The sequence below is a fragment of the Catenulispora acidiphila DSM 44928 genome, from assembly GCF_000024025.1.
Taxonomy (GTDB): Bacteria; Actinomycetota; Actinomycetes; order Streptomycetales; family Catenulisporaceae; genus Catenulispora; species Catenulispora acidiphila.
Genome location: NC_013131.1, coordinates 8,608,779 through 8,632,180, shown reverse-complemented (window position 1 = coordinate 8,632,180; position 23,402 = coordinate 8,608,779). Strand labels below are relative to the sequence as shown.

Here is a 23,402-nt window from a genome sequence, read left to right as displayed (position 1 = left end):
GGAACCATGAAACTGCTAGTGGACGCCACCCTCTGTGAGGGCTACGGCGTGTGTCAGGAACAAGCTCCCGCTCAGATCGACCTCGACGACTTCGGCTATGCCGCGGTCACCGAGGCCGAGGTTCCGGCTGACGGCGAACCGGCTGCCCGGGCCGCCGTCGCCGCATGCCCGAACCGCGCGCTGCGGCTGGAGTCGCGGCCGTGAGCCGGGACCTGGCGCCGCTCTTCGACCCGGTGTCTGTGGCCGTGGTCGGGGCGAGCGACGATCCGGCGAAGTACGGGCACGCCATCGCCTCGCAAGCTTTGCGCGCGCCGCACCGCCGGCCGATCCATCTGGTGAACCGGCGCGGGGGTACCGTGCTCGGCCAGGCTGCGGCGACCAGCCTGACCGCGATCGGCGAGCCGGTCGGGCTGGTCGTGGTCTCGGTTCCGGCTGCGGTATACGAGGAGACCGTTGAGGAAGCCTTGGCGTGCGGCGCGAGTGCGATCGTCGCGGTCACCGCAGGTTTCGCTGAGACCGGCGCCGACGGTCTGGCGCGGCAGCGAGCGGTCGCCGAACGCGTGCGCGCCGCCGGTGCGGTCCTGGTCGGACCGAACTGCCTGGGCATCGCCGACAACACCACCGAGCTGTATCTGGCCTCCGACGCCTTCGATCTCGGCGGCGTCGCGCTGCTGAGTCAGAGTGGGAATCTCGCGCTGGAACTCCAGCTCTCCTTTGCGCCGCACGGTCTGGGCTTCTCGCGCTTCGTTTCGTTGGGCAACCAGTCCGACGTCACGCTCGTGGATCTGGTCGAGGACTGTGCGCGTCACGAGGCGACGCAGGCGATCGCGGTCTACGCCGAGGACTTCGGCGACGGCAGGGCTTTCGCGGCGGCAGCTGCTGCGGCGGGCAAGGCGGTGGTGCTGCTCAGCGCCGGACGCGGGTCGGCTGCGGCGCGCAGTGCGGCGTCGCACACCGGGGCGCTGACGACCTCCTCGGACATCGTCGCGGCCGCGTGCCGGGACGCGGGTGTCGAGCTGGTGCGCACGCCGAGGGAGATGACCGCTGTGCTCGCGGCGGTCGTGGGGAGCCGTCGGGCTCGCGGACGCCGCGTCGCGGTGTTCACCGACGGCGGCGGTCACGGTGTCGTCGCCGCGGATGCTGCTGAGGCTGCCGGATTCGACGTTCCCGAGCTTGGCGCGCAGGTCCAGAACCGGTTGGCAGCACACCTGTGGGGTCCCTCGGCGCTCGGTAATCCGGTCGACCTGGCGGGCATGGGGGAGCAGGACCCGATGTCGTACGCGAACGTCGTCCGGACGCTGCTGGACGCCGACGAGGTCGATGCCGTCCTGATGACCGGCTACTTCGGGGGCTACTCCGCCGATTCCGGAGGTCTCGGCGGTGCGCAGGGATCGCTTGGCGCCGCTGAGCTCGCCGCTGCCGATTCGATCGCGCGGGCGGTGCGAGCGTCGCCGAAGCCGGTGGTCGCGCAGTCGATGTATCCGGACGCGCCGAGCTGCCAGACCATGCAGGCGGCTGGGATTCCGGTGTTCGCGGCGATCGAGGATGCGGCGCGTGCGTTGCAGGCGGTCGTGGTCATGGTCGGGGACGTCGCTGGTGGCGCCGCGGCGATCGATCCGCTGCCGGAGCCGGCCGCGCCGATGACCGATACCGGGTACTACGCCACGCGCGCCCTGCTCGCCGAGGCAGGCGTCCGATTCCCCGCCTCCGCCGAGATCTGCGATGAGGACGCGTTGCGGTCGTTCGCGCGCGGTACGTCAGGGCCCTTCGTTCTCAAGGCTCTGCATCTGCTTCACAAGTCCGATGCCGGTGGCGTCGCCTTGAACCTCGCTGACGAGGAGGCTCTGGTCGCCGCGTATCGCGAGACGCACGCGCGCTTGACCGCCTCGTCGTACTCGGTCGAGGAGATGGCGGACCTGGGAGGCGGCGTCGAGCTGATCGTCGGCGTCAACCGTGACCCGCGCTTCGGTCCGATCGCGATGGTCGGTCTGGGCGGGGTGTTCACCGAGGTTCTTGGCGATGTCGCGTTCGCCCTCGCGCCGGTCTCGGCGGCCCGCGCCGAAGCGATGCTGCGCGGTCTGCGCTGCGCCGCTCTGCTGGACGGGGTGCGCGGGCGTCCGGCGGTCGACGTGGCCGCCGCCGCCAAGGCGATCGAGCAGATCACTGGGGTCGCCGCCGCGCACCACGACATCGCAGAGTTCGAAGTCAATCCACTGCTGGCGCTGCCGTCGGGGACGCTCGCGCTGGACGCCCGTGCCGTGCCGCTGGTCCCGCTTTCCCCTTCCGAGCAAGCACTTTCCGAGCAAGCACTTCCTGAGCACTGAGGAGCGCCGACATGGACTTCCGATACACGCCTGCCCAGCAGGACCTCAAACGGCGCGCCGCCGACTACGTCAAGCTCCTCATTCAGTACGAGGACCAGGCTGAGCAAGCCCGTGGCGCGCTGCCGAAGAGCATCGTCAGGGAGCTGACACTCGCCGCGATGGACGCCGGCGTCTACGCGATCAACATGCCGGTCGAGTGGGGCGGCCCGGGGCTGTCGCTGCTGGAGCAGGTGATCGTCGAGGAGGAGTTCGGCAAGGCGACGAACTGTCTGTGGGACATCCCCTGGCGGCCCTCGAACGTCCTGGCTTACGGCACGCCGGAGCAGCGGGAGAAGTACCTGCTGCCGATCATCCGCGGCGAGAAGTTCGACGCCTTCGCGGTCACCGAGCCCGAGGCGGGATCGGACCCCTCCAGCGGCGTCACGGTCGCCACGCGCACCGCCGGGGGATGGCTGCTCAACGGTGAGAAGTGGTTCGTCACCTGCGGGGACATCGCCGACTTCCTGCTGGTGCAGGCAGATGCGATTGTCGAGGGTGCCCAGGGTCCTGAGAAGCTTGCGACGCTGTTCTTCGTCGACAAGAACGCGCCGGGTCTGGAGATGACGCGCGTCCCGCACTTCATGCACCACGCGGTCAACGGGCATCCGGAGTTCACGCTCACCGACGTGTTCGTCGCTGACGAGGACGTGCTGGGAGACGTCGGCGAGGGCTATGAACTCACCAAGGAATGGTTCACCGACGAGCGCCTGATGATCGCGGCGCGGACCGTCGGCGCCGCCGAGCGCGCGCTGTCGGAAGCCCGCGACTGGGCCGTGCGACGCCAGGCGTTCGGCCAGCCGATCGCCGAGTTCCAGCTGATCCAGGGCATGCTCGCCGACTGCGCCGTGGACATCGCGGTCAACCGCGCCTACACCCACCAGGTCGCGTGGGAGGCCGACCAGCCGGACACCGACCGCAAGACCCTGCACGCCAAGGCCTCGACGGCCAAGCTCGCCGCGAGCGAGGCGGCCGGGCGGGTCGCGGACCGCTGCGTGCAGATCTTCGGCGGCCGCGGCTACGACAGCGCGTTCGCCGTCGAGCGCATCTTCCGGGAGCTGCGCGTGGACCGGATCTGGGAGGGGACCTCCGAGATCCAGCGCGTGATCATCGCCAACGAGCTGATCAAGCGCGGGACCCGGTCGCTCGCCCTGCCCCGCCCCGCCGCAGCCACCGACATCACCGCGGCCACCGCTGCCCCTGCTTCCGCCACCACGAACGAGGACTGACATGGACTTCCGACTCACCCAGCGCCAGCTCGACCTGCAGACCGCGGCCCGCGACCTGGCGGACTTCCTGACCAAGTACGAGCTCGCCTGCGAGGAGGACAACGGCCTGCCGCCGGAGGCGCACGCCGAGGTGCGCGACGCGGTTCTCAACGCGGGACTGCAGGCGATCAACATGCCGGCCGAATGGGGCGGCGCCGGCCTGACCATCTTCGAGCAGGCCGTGGTGCAGGAGCAGCTGGGCCGGCTGACCGGCGCGCTGTGGGACATGGTGTGGCGCCCGGCCAACGCGCTGCGCTTCTGCACGCCGGGGCAGCGCGAGCGCTTCCTGGAGCCGGTGATCCGCGGCGAGCGCCGGGACTGCTACGCCGTCACCGAGCCGAACGCCGGCTCCGACCCGCAGAACCTGACGACCACCGCGCGCAAGGTCGACGACGGCTGGTCGATCGACGGCGAGAAGTGGTTCGTGACGGTCGGCGACCACGCGGACTTCATCATCGTGCTGGCCGCGGCAGGCGAGGACCGCGCCCCGACCCTGTTCCTGGTGGACAAGGCGACGCAAGGCGTGGCGGTGCAACGCACACCGCGCTTCATGCACACCTTCGTCTACGAGCACCCGGAGTTCACGTTCACGGACGTCTTCGTGCCCGACGACCAGGTCCTCGGCGGGCTCGGCGAGGGTTACGACATCACCCGCGCCTGGTTCACCGAGGAGCGCCTGATGATCGCCGCCCGCACGATCGGCGCCGCCGAGCGCGCACTGGAGCTGGCACGCGAGTGGGCGGTGCGCCGCGAGCAGTTCGGGCAGCCGATCGCGAACTTCCAGCTGATCCAGGGCATGCTCGCCGACTGCGCGGTCGACATCGCGGTCAACCGCGCCTACTTCCTCCAGGTCGCCTGGGAGATCTCGCAGCCGGACGCCGACCGCAAGACCCTGCACGCCAAGGCGGCGATCGCCAAGCTCACGGCGAGCGAGGCGTCCAACCGCGTGATCGACCGCTGCGTGCAGATCTTCGGCGGCCGCGGCTACGACCGCTCCTACGCGGTCGAGCGCCTGTACCGTGAGCTGCGCGTGGACCGCATCTGGGAGGGCACCTCCGAGATCCAGCGCCTGATCATCTCTGGCGAGCTGATCAAGCGCGGCACCAATGTCCTGCGACTGCCCTCGTGACGGACTCTGTGTCGTGTTCAGCGACGGATTCCGCGACCGATTCCGCGACGGACCCAGTGCCGCATGACCTCCGCCTGATCGGCGTCGTCGGCTGCGGCCAAATGGGCTCGGGCATCGCAGAGGTCTGCGCCCGAGCCGGCTTCGACGTGGTGGTCACCGAAACCACCACCGCAGCCGCCACCGCCGGCCGCACCCGGATCGAAGCCTCCCTGACCCGCGCCGCCGACCGAGGCAAGATCACGGACGTCGAGCGCAAGGAGGCCCTGCACCGCATCACGGTCACCGCCGACTTCGACCGCCTAGCCGACCGCGACCTGGTGATCGAAGCCGTCGCCGAGAACGAGGCCCTCAAACTCGACGTCTTCACCCGCCTGGACCGCACGGTCCGCTCCCGCGACGCCATCCTGGCCACGAACACCTCGAGCATCCCGGTGATCCGCCTGGCCACCGCGACATCCCGCCCCGACCACGTGATCGGCCTGCATTTCTTCAACCCGGTCCCGGTCCTGAAGCTGGTCGAACTCATCCCCTGTCTGGCAACCAGCCCCGAAACCGAAGCCCGCACCACAACCTTCGCCACCCGATCCCTCGCCAAGCACCCCATCCGATCCCGCGACCAAGCAGGCTTCATCGTCAACGCCCTCCTGATCCCCTACCTCCTCAGCGCCACCAGAATGCTCGAATCAGGCATGGCCTCCCGCCAAGACATAGACCAAGGCATGGTCCTCGGCTGCGCCTACCCCCTAGGCCCACTAGCCCTAGCCGACCTCATCGGCCTGGACACGGTCAAAGCCATCGCAGAATCCATGTACGCCGAATTCAAGGACCCCCACCACTCCCCGCCCCCACTCCTCACCCGCATGGTCGAAGCCGGACACCTCGGCCGCAAAACCGGGCGGGGTTTTCACAGCTACAGCTGAAGCCGGGTTCGGTGCGCAGCGCCCCAGATCGACGACTCGCGACTCGCCGATCTGGGGCTGCCTCATTCAGTCCTCGTGCTCATTCAGTCCTCGTGGATCGGCAGCCACGGCCGGCGCCCAGGATTGGCGTGCCCGGCGAGCGCGTAGTGATCCGTACGTCATGGTCGGGCCGGCTGCTCGCGTGCCGACTACGACGCGGCGATCTCCGCGGGCCAGCGCTGGCGTACCTGCGCGAGCTCAGGCTTCCCGGAGCCTCACCGTGTCCCGCAGGGGCGGTGCTCCGAAGAGGCGCCGGTACTCGCGGCTGAACTGGCTGGCGCTGGCGTAGCCGACGGTGTGCGCGACGCGGGTTGCGTCGCCTGAGCGTGCCAGGAGCAGGGTGCGGGCTTCTTGGAGGCGGAGTTGCTTCTGGAACTGGAGTGGGCTCATGCCTGTCACCGTGCGGAAGCGGCGGTGGAACGCTGATTGGCTCATGCCTGCTCGGCTTGCGAGTTCGGCGATGCGGACTGGTTCGGCGAAGTTCGTGCGGAGCCATGCGATGGCGCGGCCGAGGTGAGCCAGTTCGCTGTCGGCGCGGCCGATTTGGGCCACTGCTGCGGCGTGGCGACCGGTGAGCAGGCGCCACAGGATTTCGCGTTCCAAGCCCGGCGCTAGGACGGCGATGTCCGGGGGTCTGTCTAGCAAGCGCACCAGTCGCAGTACCGCATCCAGCAGCTCCAGGTCTGCCGGGCCGGTTGCCATCGCCGGGCCCTCGGCGCGGGTTCGGGACCATGGGCCGGCTGGCAGTTGGGGGAGCAGTGCGGCGATCGGTTCGGGGCGTAGGGCGATGCCGACGCCGAGGGCCGGTTCGCTGATCGACGCGCCGGCGAAGTGGCCGGTGACCGGCAGGTCGGTCGTGACCACTAAAGCGTCTCCGGACCGGTGGTCGATTACGTGGTCGCCGAGTTGCAGGTGCTTGTGTCCGCGGACCATCAGCACCAGCAGCGGCTCGGTCAGCGAGTACTCCGGCTCGGCGGTCTCCACGCGGGACAGCAGTAGTCCGTCGATGGCCGTGCGGCTGTCCGGGTGCGCGTGCCGGGCCACCAGAGAGGCGAGTTCGTCGAGCGGTTCCACAACGACCAGCCTGCTCCCTCTGAGCAGGAATAGGCAAGAACGCACGGCGATCGAGCTACCCGCGCGAGCCGTGGGCCGGTGGAATGGAAAGCAGATCGGATCACCGGAAAGGAAAGCTCATGCCCCTCGACCACTACCGCACCCTGGGCCGCTCCGGCCTGCGGGTCAGCCCTTTCGCGCTCGGCGCCATGACCTTCGGCGAGGACCCGCCGGGAGCAGGATCGAGCGTGACCGAGTCCGAACGCATCCTCACCGCCTACCTGGAACGCGGCGGCAACTTCGTCGACACCGCGAACTTCTACACCAACGGCCACTCCGAGGCGATCCTCGGCGACTACTTCGCCGCCCGGCCCGGCAGCCGTGAGCACGTGGTCCTGGCCTCTAAGTTCTTCGGCAACATGTACCCCGGCGACCCCAACGGCGGCGGAGCCGGGCGTGGCGCGATCACCGCGCAGCTGGAGCAGACCCTGCGCCGTATGCGCACTGATTACCTCGACCTCTACTGGCTGCACCAGTGGGACCGGAACACCCCGATCGAGGAGACCATGCGAACGCTCGACGACCTCGTCCGCGCCGGCAAGGTCCGCTACATCGGGTTCTCCAACGTCCCGGCCTGGGTCACCGCGCAGGCCCAGACCACCGCCCTGCTGCGCGGCTGGACACCGCTGGTCGCCCTCCAGGTCGAGTACTCGCTGCTCGCGCGTACCGTCGAGGGCGAACTCGCCCCGCTCGCCACCGACCAGGGGATGGCTCTCGTCCCGTGGAGCCCGCTGCGCAACGGTTTCCTGTCGGGCAAGTACCGCCGCGGAGCCGCCGTCACGGACTCAGCACGCGCAAATCACGTCGGTGCCCCCGACGACGCGCAGTTCACCGTCATCGAGACCGTCGCCGCCATCGCCGACGAGCTCAGCACGACCTCCTCGGCGGTCGCCCTCGCCTGGCTGCTGGCCCGCCCGGGCGCCGTCGTGCCGATCGTCGGCGCGCGGCGCCTGGAGCACCTGGAGTCCAACCTCGCAGCCCTCGACATCACCCTCGACGACGAGCAGCTCGGCCGGCTCGACAAGGTGTCGGCGCCGACGCTGGACTACCCGGCACCGATGCGCGGACCGCTGCGCGCGATGCTCCAGTTCGCCGGGACGACAGTCGACGGGGAGGCGTCCGCGGTCTATCCGCCCCTGCTGGCGGACAGCACAAGGTACTGAGACGAGGTATCGACGGCGCGTGCGCCGTCACTTAGCGGCGGCGGCAGGTGGCGCGAAGACCCGCACGAAGGTCTCAACCAGCTTGGCATTGCCTGCGGTCTCCACCTGACCGCTGGCCATCGCTGCGTACAGCGCCGGGAAAGCCGGCACCCTCTCGGCGCGCATCGTCACGATCACGCCGCCAGCGTGGATTTCCCAGGATGCTTCCAGGTCCTTGGCCGCGACCGGGTTGAAGGTTGCGCGAAATGTAGGACCCGAAAATCCCTGAGCAACGTCCGCCGATCATGAGCACTAGCCGAGCAATGTCCGGTGACCATGAGCAATCGGCTCGGGCATCGCCGGCAAGTGCGCCGACGACGACCGCCGCAGCACGACCAACGGCACGAAGATCCAGCTGCGGGACTGCAACGGCAGCGCGGCCCAGCAGTTCACCGTCAAGCCCGACGGCAGCCTCGGGATCATGGGCAAATGCATGGACGTCACCAGCAGCGGCACCGCCGACGGCACGAAGGTCCAGCTCTACGAGTGCAAGGGCACCGGCGCGCAGAAGTGGACGCAGCCGTCGTGACGTCATCGGTGAGCTGAGACTCCCGACAGCCACAAGGACCCCGGGCCGGCGCGGCCCGGGGTCCTCCGCGCCTACGCGGGCGCCGCGGTCACGTGAGGTTGATCATATACAGGTGGTTCTCGTGCAGCAGGTCGTTGCCCTCGAAGTAGACGACGTCGTCGGCGACGACCGGGCTGGACCGGATGGGTGCGCCGGTCAGTATCTCCCGGCCCGTGCCGTCGGTCTTGACCCGCCACGGCAGGCAGTCCGTGCCCTGGTGATACACCCAGCCGCCGGCCACGAACGGAGTCGCCAGGGTACGGCACTCGCCGAGCTGCTGGGAGACCTTGCCGTCGAAGGGGATCCGGTAGAGGCCGTTGTTCGTGCCCTGGAAGTAGACAGCGCCGTCGCTCACGAACGGCGACGACAGCAACTCGCCGTCACCGACGCGCGTGCCGGTCGTCTCGCCGATGCGCACCTTGTACAGGTAGTAGTTCGTACCCTGATAGAAGATGTATCCTCCGCCGACGGCCGGCGGTGACAGCAGTTTGTTGTTGGCGATGCGCTCGCCTTCGGTATCGCCGATGCGCAGCTTGTACAGATAGTTGTCCGTACCCCGGTAGTAGAGGTAGCCGTCGCTGTAAACCGGCGATCCCATCAGCTTGATCTCGCCGATGCTGCCGCCGCTCGTGCCGTCGGTCGTCACCTGGTACAGGCGGTAGTTCGTGCCCTGATAGTAAATGACTTTGCCGACGACGCACGGCGTCGCCGACGTCTGTTCCTTGTCGAACCTGACGGCCGGCTTGCCGTCGGTCTTGACCCGGTAGATGTAGCTGTCCGTGCCCTGGTAGTAGATGACGCCCTCGGAGACCGCCACCGGGGAGAAGATCTTGTCCTGTCCGTTGACCCACCAGATGGGTGCGCCGAGATGACGCGGAGTCCAGGTGCACATGTCGTACCAGTTGCGGCCCATGATGCAGAACTCGTGGGGGCCGTCGCAGTTGTCGCAGTTGTCGTTGGGCATGTGGTAGTAGCCGTGACTCCCCCCGCACCGGCACAGGGACTCGCGGTACTCGTCCGGCGCGCCGAAGATGTGGCACGTCTCGTGCGCGAAGACCCGGTCGATCCCGTACGGCGTCCAGGGGCCGTTCGAGTACTGCATGACCGTCTCCGGCCAGCCCGGCTCCGCGTAGGCGAAATTCAGGGCGGGGTAGTGCATGAAGAAGGCTACGTACGCGCCGTCCGTGCTGTGCTTCTTCCGCAACGACTCCGCGAACTCACCGACGCCTTCCTTCCCCTCCTTCTGCTTCATCTCCTTCATCGCCGGATTGCGCCACACCGCCTCCTTCTCCCTGTCCGGGGCCGACGGGTCGGCGGGTGTCGTGATGGTGGGGGTGTAGACGTCCACGATGTACCGCACCCGCTTCAGCTGCCACATCCAGCCCAACCAGGACAGGCCGGTCTGGGTCTCCGCCAGCACGCGGGCCTTCTGGTCGTCGCTGAAGGCCAGATCGTCGGGCCCGCTGACCATCACCAGCCCGATGGCGACCGATCCGCGCAGCCGGTGGTTCATCTCGGCCACGGCGGTGAGGTCCACCCCTCCCGGCGGGTCGGGTGGCAGGAAGTCCGGATGATCCCAGGCGGCCCCCATTCCGGGCCGTTCGTCCTTGGTCCGCCGGTATTCCTCAGAGTGGTTGAGCCAGTAGCCCTCGAGGGCGAGGCGCTCAGCAGGATCCAGCGAGTGCCAGGTCGCCGCGTCCACGTCGCCGTGCCGCCGGCCGGCGGCGACCAGGCTGCCGTGCGCGATGGCGCGCACCTCGTCGGCGTCGTCTTCCGGGACGGTGGCTATGACGACGCGGCCGTAGTGTTGCAACACCGCGATCCGGTCGTGGGGGTGGAGTTCGCCGCCCGCCGGGAGCACGAACGCGATGTCGGCCCACTCCTGATTCACATGTCCATGGGTGATCACGCGCTTCACGATCACCCATGGACCGCCGTCGAAATATAGGGGCTAACACCGAGCCGAGATTGAATCAATGTTCTGGTAAAGCCCGCGTGCGCCCCGGCCGGGCCCCAACCTCACGGGACGGAACATCCAGGCCTTCCGCGTCTCCGGCAGGAACCGCGCGACGATCCCCGGCACGCCGGGTGCCGCCGCGGTGATCTCGAAGTTCCCGTCGCGGCCGGCGAAGTCGGTGGACGGCCGGGAGAGCTGGCCGGACAGCGCCACGCCGGTCATGTCACCGGCGAATACTGTGACGGTCTGCGTGCCGGTCGCGTCGAAGCTGCCCCAGGTGAAGGGGCCGTCGGTCGGCGGCGCGGTGAAGACGACGAGGGCCCCGCCGAGCGGCCGGCCGACCTGGTCGGCGATCGGCGCCGCCAACGGGACGAGCGGGTGTCCCCCGGATCGTGGGATCATCTGCGGCGAGCAGCCCTGGCCCGCGGCCACGACGGCGACCGGCGAAGCCGCGTGGGTGACCCGGGCACGCTGCGGCTGCGCCGTTCGCGATGGGCCCGGACGCCACCCCGCGGCCCGCGCTAGGGCTGTCGACTGCCGTTCACCAGGTCGCCTGGCCCTTCACGGAGGTGAAGGCCGGGGACTTGGAGGAGTTCATCACCCGGTGGGCGAACTGGCTCGCCGACGCTCACGCGCGGCGGTTGATCCTCCCCGCCAACGTGCCGGAGCGTCCGGTTGCCGGGAACAGGCGGTCGGGCGCGGCGTGAACGGCGCCGGAGCATGCACCCCGGCGGCGGCTATAGGAGTCCGCCGCCGGGGTGCATGCTCCGGTCGGGCCAGACCGGTGGAGAACTGCCCCGCGATTGCCCATGATCACCCGGACCGCTTCTCCGCCCACCCCAAGTGATCTTTAGCAATGCCCAGGTCATGGCCCGGACAGTGCTTATGAATCGTCGGACCCTACACGAAAGGTCATCGCGAGCGAGGACGGCGGCACTTGTTCGCCGTCCTTGGTCAGGGCGTAGACCGTTCTTCGCCTTTCTCGTCGCGGAGGACGGTCTGAACGCATTCCCGGGCAGCTGCGGGCGCAACACCGGCGGCGATGAGGGTTGCCGTCACAGCGGCCACGCCGCGCGGATCACTCCAGCCCGACTCCGAGTGGGACTCCACCAGCGACAGGGTCAGTGATTCCAGGGCCAGCGCCAGAATCGGAGCTGGCAGGTGGTCGGCGAAGACGCCCTCGCGCTGACCGTTCTCCAGGATCGTGGTCGCCTCGGCGCGTGCCGGCGCCAGTGCCGCTCGTATGCCCTCCTCGCCCAAGTCTCGGCGGCCCAACGAGATCAGCATGCGGTAGCGGTCGCCGACAGCCGACGCGGCCAGGGACATCCGGGTCAGGGCTTCGGCGGGACCGGCTTGCGGTCGCCGTGCCGCGGTGAACGCCTCCCGCAGCGACTCCTGGGCCTCCAGTGCGAGCGCCTCGATCAGGACTTTGCGATTCGGAAAGTGCCCGTACAGGGTGCGTCGGACGACACCGGCGGCGCGCGCGATCTCGTCCAGCGTCGCCTCGGGGTTGCGGCCGAGTTCCTCCCGTGCCGTGGCCAGGATGCGCGCGCGGTTCGAGCGGGCGTGGCTGCGCTGTGGCGGGGCGGGCGGGCTGTCGGGCATGGACTCCGGGCTCCTGTCCTGGGCGGGGGTCGGCGGGTAGGCAAGTCGGCGCGCTGGCGGCTCGGCGGGCTGGCAGATCGCCGGGTCAGCGGATCAGGGGACTCCATAGTTGCACACCGATGTGCAGATATCTATAGTTGCACGCGGATGTGCAAGTTCGAGGCGCGACAGCGCGTCGGAGCAACCAGAGCCAGACCCGCGGAGGTCACCGTGTCCCTCATCGCCTCCACTCCGGTGGACCGTTTGAAAGAGCCCTATGCACGCAGGTGGTGGGCCCTCCTCGTGCTGTGCCTCAGCCTGCTGATCGTGGTCATGGCCAACACCTCGCTGATCGTCGCCGCCCCCGACATGACCCGCGATCTGCACCTGAGCAGCGCCGATCTACAGTGGGTGATCGACGGCTACACCGTCCCGTACGCGGCGCTGATGCTCGTGCTCGGCGCGGTCGGCGACAAGTTCAGCCGCCGGGGGGCGCTGATCGCCGGGCTGGTGGTCTTCGCCGGCGGCGCGGTGGCCGGAAGCCTGGTCCACACAGCGATCGCGGTCATCGTGGCCCGCGCGACGATGGGCATAGGCGCGGCGGTCATCATGCCCGCGACGCTGTCGCTGCTGGTCGCCACCTTCCCGCGCGCCGAACGCGCCAAGGCGATCACCGCCTGGAGCGCGACCTCGGGCCTGGCCATAGCCCTGGGCCCGCTGCTGGCCGGCTGGCTTCTGCAGCAGCACAGCTGGGGCTCGACGTTCCTGATCAACGTGCCGATCGCCGCGATCGCGATCGTGGCGGCGCTGGTCGTCGTACCGCCCTCGCGCGCGGCGGCGATGGGCCGCCTGGACCTGGTCGGCGGGCTGCTGTCGGTGATCACGGTCGGCTCGCTGGTCTACGCGATCATCGAAGGCCCGCACTTCGGCTGGGGCGCGGCGGCGCTCGGCGCGCTCGCGGCGTCCGCGGTGGGCCTGGTCGGCTTCGTGCTCTGGGAACTGCGCCACCCGCACCCGATCCTGAACGTCCGCAAGTTCGCCGACCGGATGTTCAGCGGATCGGTGCTGGCAGTGCTGTTCTTCTTCCTGGGCGCGTACGGCACCATCTACTACGCGACCCAGCACCTGCAGTTCGTCCTGGGCTACAACGCCCTGTCGACCGGCGTGCGCCTGCTGCCGCTGGCCGGCGCCGTGTTCGTCGGCGCGGCGCTCACCAACCGCCTGACACCGCGGCTGGGCATGAAGCTGGTCGTGGTGCTCGGCATGGCGCTGGGCACGGCCGCGATCCTGCTGCTCGCCCGCGTCGGCGACGGCGCGACGTACACCGACTTCCTGCCCACGCTCGCGATGCTCGGCCTGGCCATCGGCCTGAGCACCGCACCGTGCACCGACACCATCATGGGCGCCTTCCCCGAATCAGAGCTCGGAGTCGGCGGCGGCATCAACGACACGGCGCTGGAACTCGGCGGCTCGCTGGGCATCGCGATCCTGGGATCGATCCTGGCCACGACCTACCGCGACAAGCTCGCTCCCGTCATCGCCGGTCACCTCCCGGAGCAGGGCGCGCACGTCGCGAAGGACTCCATCGGCGGCGCCCTGGCCGTCGCGGATCAGGTAGCCCACAGCCCCGCCGGCGGTCCTGGCCAAGCCCAGGCGCTTGTGACGGCGGCGGACCACGCCTTCACCCACGCGGTCGCCCACACCAGCCTGATCGGCGGAATCATCCTCGCGGTCGGCACCGTGCTGGTGGCGGTGATCCTGCCGCGCCATTCCACCGCGGAGCCTGAGGATCAGCACTCTGACATGGAGCGCGTAGAAGTCGAAGTCGGCTAGCTCGTAGTGCCCGGATCGGTGCCAGTAGATGTGCCGAGGGATGTTACCTACAAGAGCGACGCGCTCGGCTGAGAACCCTCAGCCGAGCGCGTCGCGGACCTTCCGTCGACCGAGCCGGTCTACCGCAGGCGACCGGCTTCGATCGGGACCGGACCGCCGGCCTCCGGCCGCGGCAGCGGAGCCGGCGCCGCCGTCTTCCGGTCGCGCCAGTTGCGCTCGCCGAGGAGGATCATCACGGTCGGCAGCAGCACCACGCGAATGACCGTGGCGTCGAGCAGGATCGCGATGGCCAGTCCCACGCCGAGCTGCTTGAAGTCCTGCATGTCGAGCGTGCCGAAGACGGCGAAGACCGCGACCATGATCGCTGCGGCGCTGGTGATGGCGCCGGCGGTGACGCGCAGGCCGTGGGCGACGGCGTCCTTGGTGCTCAGCCCGCGTTCGCGGGCCTCGCGGATCCTGGAGACCACGAACACGTGGTAGTCCATGCTCAGGCCGAACAGGACCACGAAGACGAACAGCGGGATCCAGGCCTCGATCGCGCCGACGGCTGTGGTGCCCACCAGTCTCGCGCCCCAGCCGTGTTGGAAGACGGCGACCATCACTCCGTAGGCCGCCGCGGTGGACAGCAGGTTGAGGACGATCGCGGTGGCCGCGATGACCCAGCTGCGGAAGGCGACGAGCATCAGCAGGAAGGTGACGGAGACCACGAACACGAACACCGGCAGCAGGCTGTGGTCGAGTTGGCGGTTGAAGTCGGTGCTCAGGGCCAGGGAACCGCCGGTGGCCGCCGTGGTGTGCGGCAAGGCGCCGAAGGTGTGCGGGACGATCGTGTCGCCGATCTTCGTGATCGCGTTCACGGCCGTGGTGTCGTGGTCGCGTCCGGCGACCGGGAACAGGATCTTCAGGACGTGCTGCGCGGGGTACGGCGTCACCTGCACCGGGCCGTCGCCGAGGGCACCGGCCGCAGCGGCCTGCGTCTTGAAGGCGTCCACGGCTTGGGCGACGGCGGGGGAGTTCACATCGGGCGTCTTCACGACGATCATGCCGGGCGCCGGGCTGGCCGGGAAGTCGGCGCTGATCTCGTTGTAGGTCTGCACCAGCGGGCTGGTGGCCGGCAGGAGCTGGTTGACGTTCAGGGACTGGGTCTTCATGCCCAGGGCGGGGATGGCGAGGACGACCAGGGCGCCGACGGCGAGGGCGGCGAAAGGCTTGGGGTGGTTGAGGACCTTGGCCATGGTGGCGTTCCACACCCGGCCGCCGTTCGCGGCGGCGGCGCGGGCCTGGCGGGTCTGCCGGGCCTGGCCGTGCCGCCGGCTCTTGCGCCGCCCCCAGTCGATGCGGTCGCCGAGCATGGACAGCAGCGCCGGCAGCACGGTGACCGACCCGAGCATCGCGATGGCCACCACCAGGATGGAGGCCAGCGCGAAGCCGTCGAAGATGTGCATGCCGGTCAGGAACATCCCGGCCATGGCGACCATCACGGTGACGCCGGAGACCAGCACCGAGTGCCCCGACGTGGCCGCGGCGACGCTCAGCGCCTCCTGCGGACTGCGGCCCGCCGCGCGCTCCTGCCGTTCCCGGCGCAGGTAGAACAAGCAGTAGTCGACGCCGACCGCCAGCCCCATCAGCAGCATCACCGAGGTCGACGTGGAGGCCACCGGCATCGAGTGCGAGACGAGGTCGAGCAGCCCCAGCGCGGCCACGAACGCGGTCACCGCCAGCAGCACCGGCAGCGCGGCGGCGATCAGCGCCCCGAACGCCGCGAGCAGAATGCCGAAGGCCAACGGGACCGCGGTCCACTCCGCACGCTTGAAGTCCTTGCCCAGCGACTCGTTCAGCCACTTCTGCCCAGAGGCGTCCCCGAACTCGTCGAACTTGATGTCAGGGTTCTGAGCCCGCACCTTCGCCACCGCGTCAAGGATGGGCTGCGCGTGGTCAGCCGCCTTGTCGGGATCCCCGACGATGTCGAAGACGACCAGCGCGGAGTGCCGGTCCTTGGAGATCAGCCCGGCGGTGTAAGGACTCTGTATCGGCGCGGTCTGGCCCGTGCCCTGCACCCCGGAGACGACCGCGTCCACAGCCGTCCGGAACGAAGCAGCGTCAGCGTTCTGGGAGGCACTGTGCACCAGCACCATCTCCGAAGCCGGATCCGAAAGCCCCGCGTCCTGCAGCATCTGCAACGCCTGAGCCGAGGAACCAACCCCGTTCTGCGCATCAGTCAGACTCTTCTGACCGACCGCCCCACCGACCACCGTCGCCAGCACCACGAACACCAGCCACCCGAACACAGCCGTCTTCCGATGCCGCGCGCTCCAACCGCCCAACGCGGCCGCGACGTTCCGTTTGCCAGCCATCGTCCCTACCCCTCCGAGATCACCGATGCCGTTCACCGGTACGTCCTCAAAGGTAGAAAAGGCCAGGTCAACGCCGACATAGGGCTAGACGGTGTCTTGGGGGTGTCACTAGGTACACCCCCAAGAGCGCGCCGAGGTCCAGCCGTCGGTGGCTGGCGAAGGCGCGGTACAGCGGCAAGTCGGGGAAACCTCAGAGCCCTTGCGTGGCTCCGCGCTACGGTGAGCCCGTGAAAACTCATGGGGGCGTCACCGGAACGACAGTGCTGACCGTTCTGAGCATCGCGCTGACGGCGTGCGGGGGTTCGGACTCGAAGGTTTCTATCGACAAGTTGCAAAAGGCTGCGGACGCGGCGGTCGCCGCGCCGGCGAACCCGTGCCCGCTGGGCTTCGACGTGAACGCCGCGCTGAAGAAGGCCAAAGTGGCAGGCACAGCGACGCCTGCGAAGGGTACGGACTCCGGCGCCAAGGCCGTCGACGCCGACAGTGCCACGTCCGCCAGTGCCGACTCGGCGTTCAAGCAGTTCGGCGGCGCGATGATCACCTGCACCTACTCGCTGTCCGGCGGAGGCTCGCTGGAGGCGACAGTCACAGGGGTCCAGCACCCCAAGGCGATCAACCTGCTGGCACCGCTGCTACAGCGCGACGGCCACATCGCGAGCAGCGACCTGACAACCGTCATCACCCAGAAGCTCACGGCGGGCAAAGCCGTCCTCACCCCCGGCGGCGGCCTGGCCGCGATCGACAAGCTCGACGCATCCGGCGGCGACGCGATCCTGGAAGTGACGACCACCGCCGACGACCCGCAAACGCACCACGGCCCGCTCGTCGGCGAGCCGCTCCGGGAGCTCACCGAGACGCTCGGCAAGCAGGTGCGGGTCTAGGTCTGCGTATCGCCCCAGGTCAACGGCTTGCCGGCCTGGGGCGATACGAGGCGATACGGGGCACTGCCCGTTTCCGAGGCCGCGCTCTCAAAGGTCACGTCCCGTTCTCCCCGCTGGACCGGGCTGCGGAGCCGCGATCTGGCCTGCTGGTACTGTCGACGGTGACATCGTCCTCTGGTGACGGTGCAGCCCACCGGCACAGCGCAGCCGCCTGCTGCGCGTCTTGGTCCCCGGTCAGGGTCGTGGTCGCCCTCGAATCTGCGATCGCCTCGAACGCTTATCCCGCGAGCATCGGCGACACCGCCCTGTTCGCCCTCCGGTCGATCGACGAAGTGAGGGCTCCGCCATGACCAGTTTCGGCTTTCTGAGCACGTACCCGCCCACCCAGTGCGGCCTGGCCACCTTCAGCGCGGCCCTGGTGCGCCACCTGACCGGCCAGGGTACCGGCGACCGGGCCGGCGTGGTCCGGGTCGTCGACGCCGCGCAGCCGGCGGTCTATCCGGACGTCGTCGCCCAGCTGGTCAACGGGTCGCCGACCGGGGCGGCCAGGGCCGCGGCGGTGCTGAACAGGTTCGACGTCGCCGTCGTGCAGCACGAGTTCGGCATCTACGGCGGCCGCGACGGCGAGGACGTGCTGCGGCTCGTGGGGGAGCTGACCGTCCCGGCGATCGTGGTGCTGCACACCGTCCTGGCCGCCCCCACCGCGCATCAGCGCCAGGTGCTGGAGCGGATCGCCGACGCCGCCGCCGCGGTCGTGGTGATGTCCCGGACCGCCGCCGATCGTCTGCGGGAGGGCTACCTGGTCGACACCGCCAAGGTCTCGGTCATCCCGCACGGCGCGCTCAGCAGCCGGCGCATGTCGCCGCCTGCGTCCTTCAACCCCTTCGCCCCGCCGGCTCCGGCCTCGGCGCCGCGGCGGCCGACCGTCCTCACCTGGGGTCTGCTCGGGCCCGGCAAGGGCATCGAGCGCGCGATCGCGGCCTTCGCCGGGCTGGGCGATCTGACTCCGGCACCCCGCTATGTGATCGCCGGCCAGACGCATCCCAAAGTCCTGGCGCGGGACGGCGAGGCCTATCGGGACTCCCTGCGAGCCCAGGCGGAGGACCTCGGTATCGCGGCCGATGTGGAATTCGATACCGAATACCGCAACCCCGATGTGCTGATGGACCTCGTGCGCAGCGCCGACGTGGTGCTCCTGCCCTACGACTCCACCGAGCAGGTGACCTCCGGTGTGCTCATCGAGGCGGTCGCCGCCGGCCGCCCGATCGTCGCGACCCGTTTCCCGCACGCCGTGGAGCTGCTCGAAGACGGCGCCGGTCTGCTCGTGGCGCACGAAGACGTCCCAGCCATGACCGAGGCGCTGCGGGCGGTACTCACCCAGCCGGCTCTGGCCGCGTCCATGACACTGGCCTCCGGCCGCATCGCGCCCGACCTGGCGTGGACCTCCGTCGCGGAGTCCTACCGCGCGCTGGCCAAGTCCTTGCTCGACGCCCCGATCACGGCCGCGGTATGAATCCAGGCAGCCAAAAGGACAAGGACATCGTGAGCCACCTCGATCTCGGCATCATCGCGTACTCCCGCAAGGAGAACGAACACCGACTGCCCATCCATCCGGCGCACTTCGAGCGCATCGACGCAGACTTGCGGGCGCACATCCATCTGGAGGAGGGCTACGGCGAACACTTCGGGGTCCCCGACAGCCGGTTGGCGCCGCTCGTCGCCGGGATCAGGCCGCGGGCGGAGCTTTTGGCCGCCTGCGACGTCATCCTGCTGGCCAAGCCCATGCTCGAAGACGTCTCAGAACTGCGCGAAGGTCAGACCCTGTGGGGCTGGCCGCACTGCGTCCAAGACACGAAACTGACTCAGACGGCCATTGACCGGCATCTGACCCTGATCGCGTTCGAGGCGATGAACCACTGGACCAGCGACGGTTCGTTCAACCTGCACGTGTTCCACAAGAACAACGAGCTGGCCGGGTACTCCTCAGTCCTGCACGCCATGCAGCTGCGGGGATCGACCGGCGACTACGGCCGACGGCTGAAGGCGGTCGTCATCGGCTTCGGCGCGACCGCTCGGGGCGCGGTGACGGCGCTCAACGCCCTGGGCGTCCACGACGTCGACGTCCTCACCGGCCGCGGCGTCACCGCGGTCGGCTCGCCGATCCACTCCGCGCGCATCGTCCAGTTCGAGCACGACGAGGCCGACGACACCGGCGACCCGCGCCGCAGCCACGCCCTCACCGACAGCGGCCGCCAACCGCTGGCGGAGTTCCTCGCCGACCACGACGTCATCGTGAACTGCGTCCTGCAGGACACCGCGGCGCCGCTGACCTTCCTGATCGACGAGGACCTCGCGACGCTCGCCCCCGGCACCCTGGTCATCGACGTGTCCTGCGACGAGGGCATGGGCTTCAGCTGGGCACGCCCGACGACCTTCACCGACCCGATGTTCACCGTCGGCGCCGGCGTGCACTACTACGGCGTCGACCACAGCCCTTCCTACCTGTGGAACTCCGCAACGTGGGAGAACAGCGAAGCCCTGATCCCCTTCCTGCGCCCGGTCCTCACTGGTCCCAGCGCCTGGGACGCCGATCAGACCATCCACCGGGCGATCGAGATCTGGGACGGCGTCATCCAGAACCCGGCGATCTTGGCGTTCCAGCACCGCGCGGCGGAATATCCGCACCTCACGTCATCCGGTGAAGAACAGAGCAATTCATAGTTCTGCTCGGCGATAAGCCGGTGTGAACGATCGCCGCCTCGGCGGGGTCGGTGGTGACGGCCGGCCCCGCCGAGGCGGAGGTGTGGGAGGTATTCCTGGTTCAGCGGATCAGGCGAGCGCCCTCAGCGGCGGTCGACGCCGGTGAGAAGGGCGTCGGGGTGGACGTTGTCCGGGATCGGCCAGCCCAGTTCGGCCTCGTACATGACGAGGTCGAGGGTGTTCTCGCTGACGTCGATCTGGGTGATGCGGCCGCCGGCGAGGGTGAAGATCAGCGTCTCGATCGAGGTGCCCTCCCGGCCGGTGGGTTCGAAGCCGAGGAAGACCTTGGTGTGCTTCCAGTTCAGGCAGAACGAGATGAACCCGCGTCCGTTGCCGTCGGCGTCCAGGGCCAGGTGCTCGTCCACCAGATCGATCCGCCAGGCCAGGTCATAGAGCTGCCCGGCGAAGTCCTTGAGGGCCTGCAGCCCGGAAACCCCGAACCCCAGCGGGGTGTTGATCACCATCTCGGCGTCGGCGATCGGATCCCAGCGGTCGAACTCGGCTCGCTGGAAGGCGTCGTAGAACTCACGAATCAGGGGGGACTCGGTCATGCTTCTTTCATCTCCTCCGGTACTACTGGCGTCCGCTCGGTCACGCGGCGCTACTGTGAATGGTGACCAGACTCGGAGCCCGGACTCACCGTTTCGGCGCCTATGGGGCAATAACGGAGAAACTGATCCACTGCGGTCGGAGACGGAACAGGACGGCTGCGGCGTCGGGCGGCACAGCGCGGCTGCGCGGTCGGCTCCGGAATTCCGGGCGGCGACGACATGGGGATTTCCGGCTTGGGAGCACGGGCGTTCGAGCGTGCATTCTGCCGTGCAGCGTCGGTCCATTGAAATGACAAGTCCAGATCGCGGTTAGTATCGGCGGCCGATCGAGTCTCCATATACGACGGCAGGCCCGGGACGAGCCGGGGCCGCGAGTAAGAGGAGACGCGACGTGCGTAAGTTGATTGTGAGCAGCCTGGTCACGGCGGACGGCATCCACGGTGATCCGCACCTGTGGGCCGGCGAGTATTCCGACGAGGAGGCGGCGACCGCGTGGCTCGACGCGCTCATTAAGAGCGACGCGTTCTTGATGGGGAAGAACACCTACGAGCTCTTCGCGCAGATGTGGGGAGACCCGCAGGGTCCCTACCTGCAGCGGATGTACGACATGCCCAAGTATGTCTACTCCTCCACGCTGACCAAGGCGGACTGGAACAACACGACGATCGTTTCCGGGGACCCCGTCGCCGCGGTGCGCGAGCTCAAGACGCAGGGCGACGGTGACCTGATGGTCTACGGCTACGGCCGGCTCGGTCAGTCGCTGCTGGAGAACGGGCTCGTCGACGAGCTGCACGTCGTGGTCAACCCGGTCGTGCTGGGCACGGGGACTCCGCTGTTCCGCCAAGGCAAGCGGGTGAATCTGCGCCTGGAGTCGGTCAGCCAGCGCGGCAACGGTGTCGCCACGCTCGTCTACGTGCCGGCGGCGTAAGGCCGAGCGAAGACGATGAGCCGCGAGCCGGCCCGCTTAGGCGGGCCGGCTCCCCGTTTGTGTGGTGAATCCCCCACGGCCGGTGAGTTTCGCCGCCGACTCTGGTCTTTACCTGTGGTCTGTGAGGCGAGTTCGCAGGCACCGAGGTCTGCGGTGCGGCAGCTCCCTACCCGGTATGCATTGAACGGAGGAACTGCCGTGGATCACGGTAGAGAGCAAGTGAGATATCGGAGAGCGGTGCGCGATATGCCCGCCACTGTGGGGAGCCGGAGGTGGCGGCGATGAGCGTGTCCAGCGAAAGCCTGCCCGAGATCCGCGGCGGGACGTCGCCACACCCGTGGCGGGCGTTCTCGCTGCTGGGCGTGGCCTACTTCATGACCGCGGTCGACATGCTGATCGTGAACGTGGCCCTGCCCACGATCGGCACCAAGCTGCACTTCGCCCAGACGGACCTGCAGTGGGTCGTGACGGCGTACGCGATCACCTTCGGCGGCTTCCTGCTGCTCGGCGGCCGCATGGCCGACCTGCTGGGCCGGCGCCGGATGTTCATGGCCGGGCTCGTGGTCTTCAGCCTGGCCTCGCTGTGTGCCGCGCTGGCGACCAACGCCACGTTCCTGATCCTGATGCGCGGTGTCCAGGGCTTGGGCGCGGCGGCAGTGCTGCCGGCGGCTTTGTCCATCGTGACGAACATGTTCCCCGAGGGTCCCGAGCGCAACAAGGCGCTGGGCATCTGGGGTGCGGTCGGAGCCAGTGGCGCGACGTTCGGCGTGCTCGCCGGCGGTCTGCTCACCCGGTACGCCGGCTGGCAGTACATCTTCTACCTGAACGTGGTCATCGGCGGGATCGCGCTGCTGCTGACCATGCGGCTGGTGCCGGAGAGCAGGCTGGTGGGCGCGCCGCGCAGCTACGACCCGCTCGGCGCGGTGACCGTGACCGCCGCTTCGGTGCTCGCGGTCTACGCGGTCACGCAGGCGCCGATCAAGGGATGGACGTCCACCCGGACCGTGACCGAGCTCGTGGTCGCGGCGGTCCTGCTGATCGCGTTCGTGGTCATCGAGTCCAGGTCGGCGACGCCCCTGCTGCCGCTGCGCTTGTTCCGGCTCAGCACCCTGGCCGGGTCCAACGCGGTCGGCTTCATGCTCGGAGCCAGCTTCTACGGCTACATCTTCATCGGCACGCTGTACATGCAGCAGGTGCTCCATTACTCGGCGATGACGACCGGCCTGGCCTGGCTGACCGTCGGCATGACCGGGGTGGTGATGGCCGGACCGTCCCAGGTCCTGGTCAACAAGCTGTCGGTGCGGGTGGTGATGGCCGCCGGCCTGGCGCTGACCAGCTCCGGGATCCTGTGGGCGACCCAGGCGCCGGTCGACGGCAGCTTCTGGGCGAACCTCGCCGGTCCGTTCTTCTTGACCGGCGCGGTCACCTGGGTGTTCATCCCGGTGTCGATCGGAGCCCTGGTCGGTGTCAAGGAGCGCGACACCGGCATCGCCTCCGGACTCATCGACTCCTCCCAGCAGCTCGGCGGAGCGGTCGGCATCGCCATCGCGTCCACGGTGGCGGCCTCGCGGCTCGGCACCCTGCTGGGTCAGGGCCACAACCCGACAGACGCGCTCACCGGTGGATTCCACCAGGCGCTGTTGGTCTGTGGGCTCATCGGAATGGCCGCCGTCCCCGTGGCGGTGCTCTTCGTCCGGAACGCTAAGGCTTCCGACGCTGCCCTTCCCGCGCAGGGCAAGGTCGCGGCGGACGCCACCACCGTCTGACGCGGCATCCGCGCCCCCACCGGGCGCGAGCAGGTCCCAAGCCCCCGTTCCCCAGCGGAACGGGGGCTTGTGAATTTCCTTACTCCGGAATAATCGCGATCACTCCTGATCCCGCCTGTTCGCTTTCGCGGAAGAGAGCTGTTCGAGGCCAAACGTAATTTCCTGCTTCCCAGGGACTGTTTTTCGCCA

General features: G+C 68.9%; 21 protein-coding genes. 13 read left to right on the top strand and 8 right to left on the bottom strand.

All coding sequences use genetic code 11. The features are described from left to right. Positions 1–6 precede the first annotated feature (6 nt). The 5 genes from CACI_RS36770 to CACI_RS36750 are packed head-to-tail and all read left to right on the top strand — an operon-like array spanning position 7 to position 5,677. The gene (locus tag CACI_RS36770) at positions 7–204 is read left to right on the top strand and encodes a ferredoxin (protein ID WP_015795994.1); all 198 of its coding nucleotides are present in this window, start codon (positions 7–9) and stop codon (positions 202–204) included. Beyond that, entirely contained in the window at positions 201–2,324 is a 2,124-nt protein-coding gene (locus CACI_RS36765) for an acetate--CoA ligase family protein (RefSeq protein WP_015795993.1), read from the top strand. Before CACI_RS36770 ends, CACI_RS36765 begins: the two co-directional genes overlap by 4 nt. Before the next feature lie 11 nt (positions 2,325–2,335). Then, complete coding sequence (locus tag CACI_RS36760) at positions 2,336–3,589, top strand: acyl-CoA dehydrogenase family protein (protein ID WP_015795992.1); 1,254 nt, start codon at positions 2,336–2,338, stop codon at positions 3,587–3,589. A 1-nt stretch (position 3,590) separates the two neighbouring features. Then, positions 3,591–4,757, top strand: a complete 1,167-nt coding sequence (locus tag CACI_RS36755) for an acyl-CoA dehydrogenase family protein (protein ID WP_015795991.1) — start codon at positions 3,591–3,593, stop codon at positions 4,755–4,757. A 56-nt stretch (positions 4,758–4,813) separates the two neighbouring features. Then, positions 4,814–5,677 carry a 3-hydroxybutyryl-CoA dehydrogenase gene (locus tag CACI_RS36750; RefSeq protein WP_041540694.1) on the top strand — a complete coding sequence of 288 codons (864 nt, stop codon included), beginning with the start codon at positions 4,814–4,816 and terminating at the stop codon, positions 5,675–5,677. Positions 5,678–5,914: 237 nt separating this feature from the next. Here CACI_RS36750 and CACI_RS36745 read toward each other — a convergent pair whose 3' ends face one another. Then, positions 5,915–6,790, bottom strand: coding sequence for an AraC family transcriptional regulator (locus tag CACI_RS36745; RefSeq protein ID WP_015795989.1), 876 nt, complete (start codon positions 6,788–6,790; stop codon positions 5,915–5,917). A gap of 119 nt (positions 6,791–6,909) precedes the next feature. Here CACI_RS36745 and CACI_RS36740 point away from each other — a divergent pair, with 119 nt between their 5' ends. Next, the gene (locus CACI_RS36740; RefSeq protein ID WP_015795988.1) at positions 6,910–7,992 is read left to right on the top strand and encodes an aldo/keto reductase; all 1,083 of its coding nucleotides are present in this window, start codon (positions 6,910–6,912) and stop codon (positions 7,990–7,992) included. Positions 7,993–8,019: 27 nt separating this feature from the next. Here the strand turns inward: CACI_RS36740 and CACI_RS51735 are convergent, their stop codons facing one another. Both CACI_RS51735 and CACI_RS53135 read right to left on the bottom strand, forming a co-directional pair. Further along, the gene (locus CACI_RS51735; RefSeq protein ID WP_190276678.1) at positions 8,020–8,169 is read right to left on the bottom strand and encodes a hypothetical protein; all 150 of its coding nucleotides are present in this window, start codon (positions 8,167–8,169) and stop codon (positions 8,020–8,022) included. Between the two features lie 114 nt (positions 8,170–8,283). Continuing rightward, complete coding sequence (locus CACI_RS53135; protein ID WP_223297359.1) at positions 8,284–8,454, bottom strand: hypothetical protein; 171 nt, start codon at positions 8,452–8,454, stop codon at positions 8,284–8,286. On the opposite strand from CACI_RS53135, the gene CACI_RS48625 reads away from it, so the two are divergent. Then, on the top strand, positions 8,381–8,560 hold the full coding sequence (locus CACI_RS48625; protein ID WP_223297656.1) for a ricin-type beta-trefoil lectin domain protein: 180 nt from the start codon (positions 8,381–8,383) through the stop codon (positions 8,558–8,560). The two genes, CACI_RS53135 and CACI_RS48625, sit on opposite strands and share 74 nt — an antisense overlap. 88 nt (positions 8,561–8,648) lie before the next feature. Here CACI_RS48625 and CACI_RS46575 read toward each other — a convergent pair whose 3' ends face one another. The 3 genes from CACI_RS46575 to CACI_RS36715 form a co-directional block, all read right to left on the bottom strand. After that, positions 8,649–10,508: a DUF5050 domain-containing protein gene (locus CACI_RS46575; RefSeq protein ID WP_143765330.1), complete on the bottom strand. Its 1,860-nt coding sequence runs from the start codon at positions 10,506–10,508 to the stop codon at positions 8,649–8,651. Positions 10,509–10,550: 42 nt separating this feature from the next. Further along, on the bottom strand, positions 10,551–10,958 hold the full coding sequence (locus CACI_RS36725; RefSeq protein WP_015792641.1) for a hypothetical protein: 408 nt from the start codon (positions 10,956–10,958) through the stop codon (positions 10,551–10,553). A 552-nt stretch (positions 10,959–11,510) separates the two neighbouring features. Next, positions 11,511–12,161, bottom strand: coding sequence for a TetR/AcrR family transcriptional regulator (locus tag CACI_RS36715; protein ID WP_015795986.1), 651 nt, complete (start codon positions 12,159–12,161; stop codon positions 11,511–11,513). 210 nt (positions 12,162–12,371) lie between these two features. Here CACI_RS36715 and CACI_RS36710 point away from each other — a divergent pair, with 210 nt between their 5' ends. Continuing rightward, positions 12,372–13,973, top strand: coding sequence for an MFS transporter (locus CACI_RS36710; protein ID WP_015795985.1), 1,602 nt, complete (start codon positions 12,372–12,374; stop codon positions 13,971–13,973). A 119-nt stretch (positions 13,974–14,092) separates the two neighbouring features. On the opposite strand, the gene CACI_RS36705 is transcribed toward CACI_RS36710, so the two are convergent. Further along, a complete protein-coding gene (locus CACI_RS36705; protein ID WP_015795984.1) occupies positions 14,093–16,327 on the bottom strand; it encodes an MMPL family transporter in 2,235 nt (744 codons plus the stop codon). 227 nt (positions 16,328–16,554) lie between these two features. On the opposite strand from CACI_RS36705, the gene CACI_RS36700 reads away from it, so the two are divergent. From CACI_RS36700 to CACI_RS36690, 3 genes are all read left to right on the top strand, one after another. Continuing rightward, a complete protein-coding gene (locus tag CACI_RS36700; protein WP_143765538.1) occupies positions 16,555–17,208 on the top strand; it encodes a hypothetical protein in 654 nt (217 codons plus the stop codon). Positions 17,209–17,554: 346 nt separating this feature from the next. Then, a complete protein-coding gene (locus CACI_RS36695; RefSeq protein WP_015795982.1) occupies positions 17,555–18,721 on the top strand; it encodes a glycosyltransferase in 1,167 nt (388 codons plus the stop codon). 29 nt (positions 18,722–18,750) lie between these two features. Then, positions 18,751–19,929 (top strand): N(5)-(carboxyethyl)ornithine synthase, encoded by a 1,179-nt coding sequence (locus CACI_RS36690; RefSeq protein WP_041543274.1) that lies wholly within the window; start codon positions 18,751–18,753, stop codon positions 19,927–19,929. Between the two features lie 122 nt (positions 19,930–20,051). Here CACI_RS36690 and CACI_RS51730 read toward each other — a convergent pair whose 3' ends face one another. After that, positions 20,052–20,519: a nuclear transport factor 2 family protein gene (locus CACI_RS51730; RefSeq protein WP_015795980.1), complete on the bottom strand. Its 468-nt coding sequence runs from the start codon at positions 20,517–20,519 to the stop codon at positions 20,052–20,054. Positions 20,520–20,910: 391 nt separating this feature from the next. Between CACI_RS51730 and CACI_RS36680 the strand changes: the two genes are divergently transcribed. Both CACI_RS36680 and CACI_RS36675 read left to right on the top strand, forming a co-directional pair. Continuing rightward, positions 20,911–21,447: a dihydrofolate reductase family protein gene (locus tag CACI_RS36680; RefSeq protein ID WP_015795979.1), complete on the top strand. Its 537-nt coding sequence runs from the start codon at positions 20,911–20,913 to the stop codon at positions 21,445–21,447. A gap of 281 nt (positions 21,448–21,728) precedes the next feature. Further along, entirely contained in the window at positions 21,729–23,213 is a 1,485-nt protein-coding gene (locus CACI_RS36675; RefSeq protein WP_015795978.1) for an MFS transporter, read from the top strand. Positions 23,214–23,402: the final 189 nt, after the last annotated feature.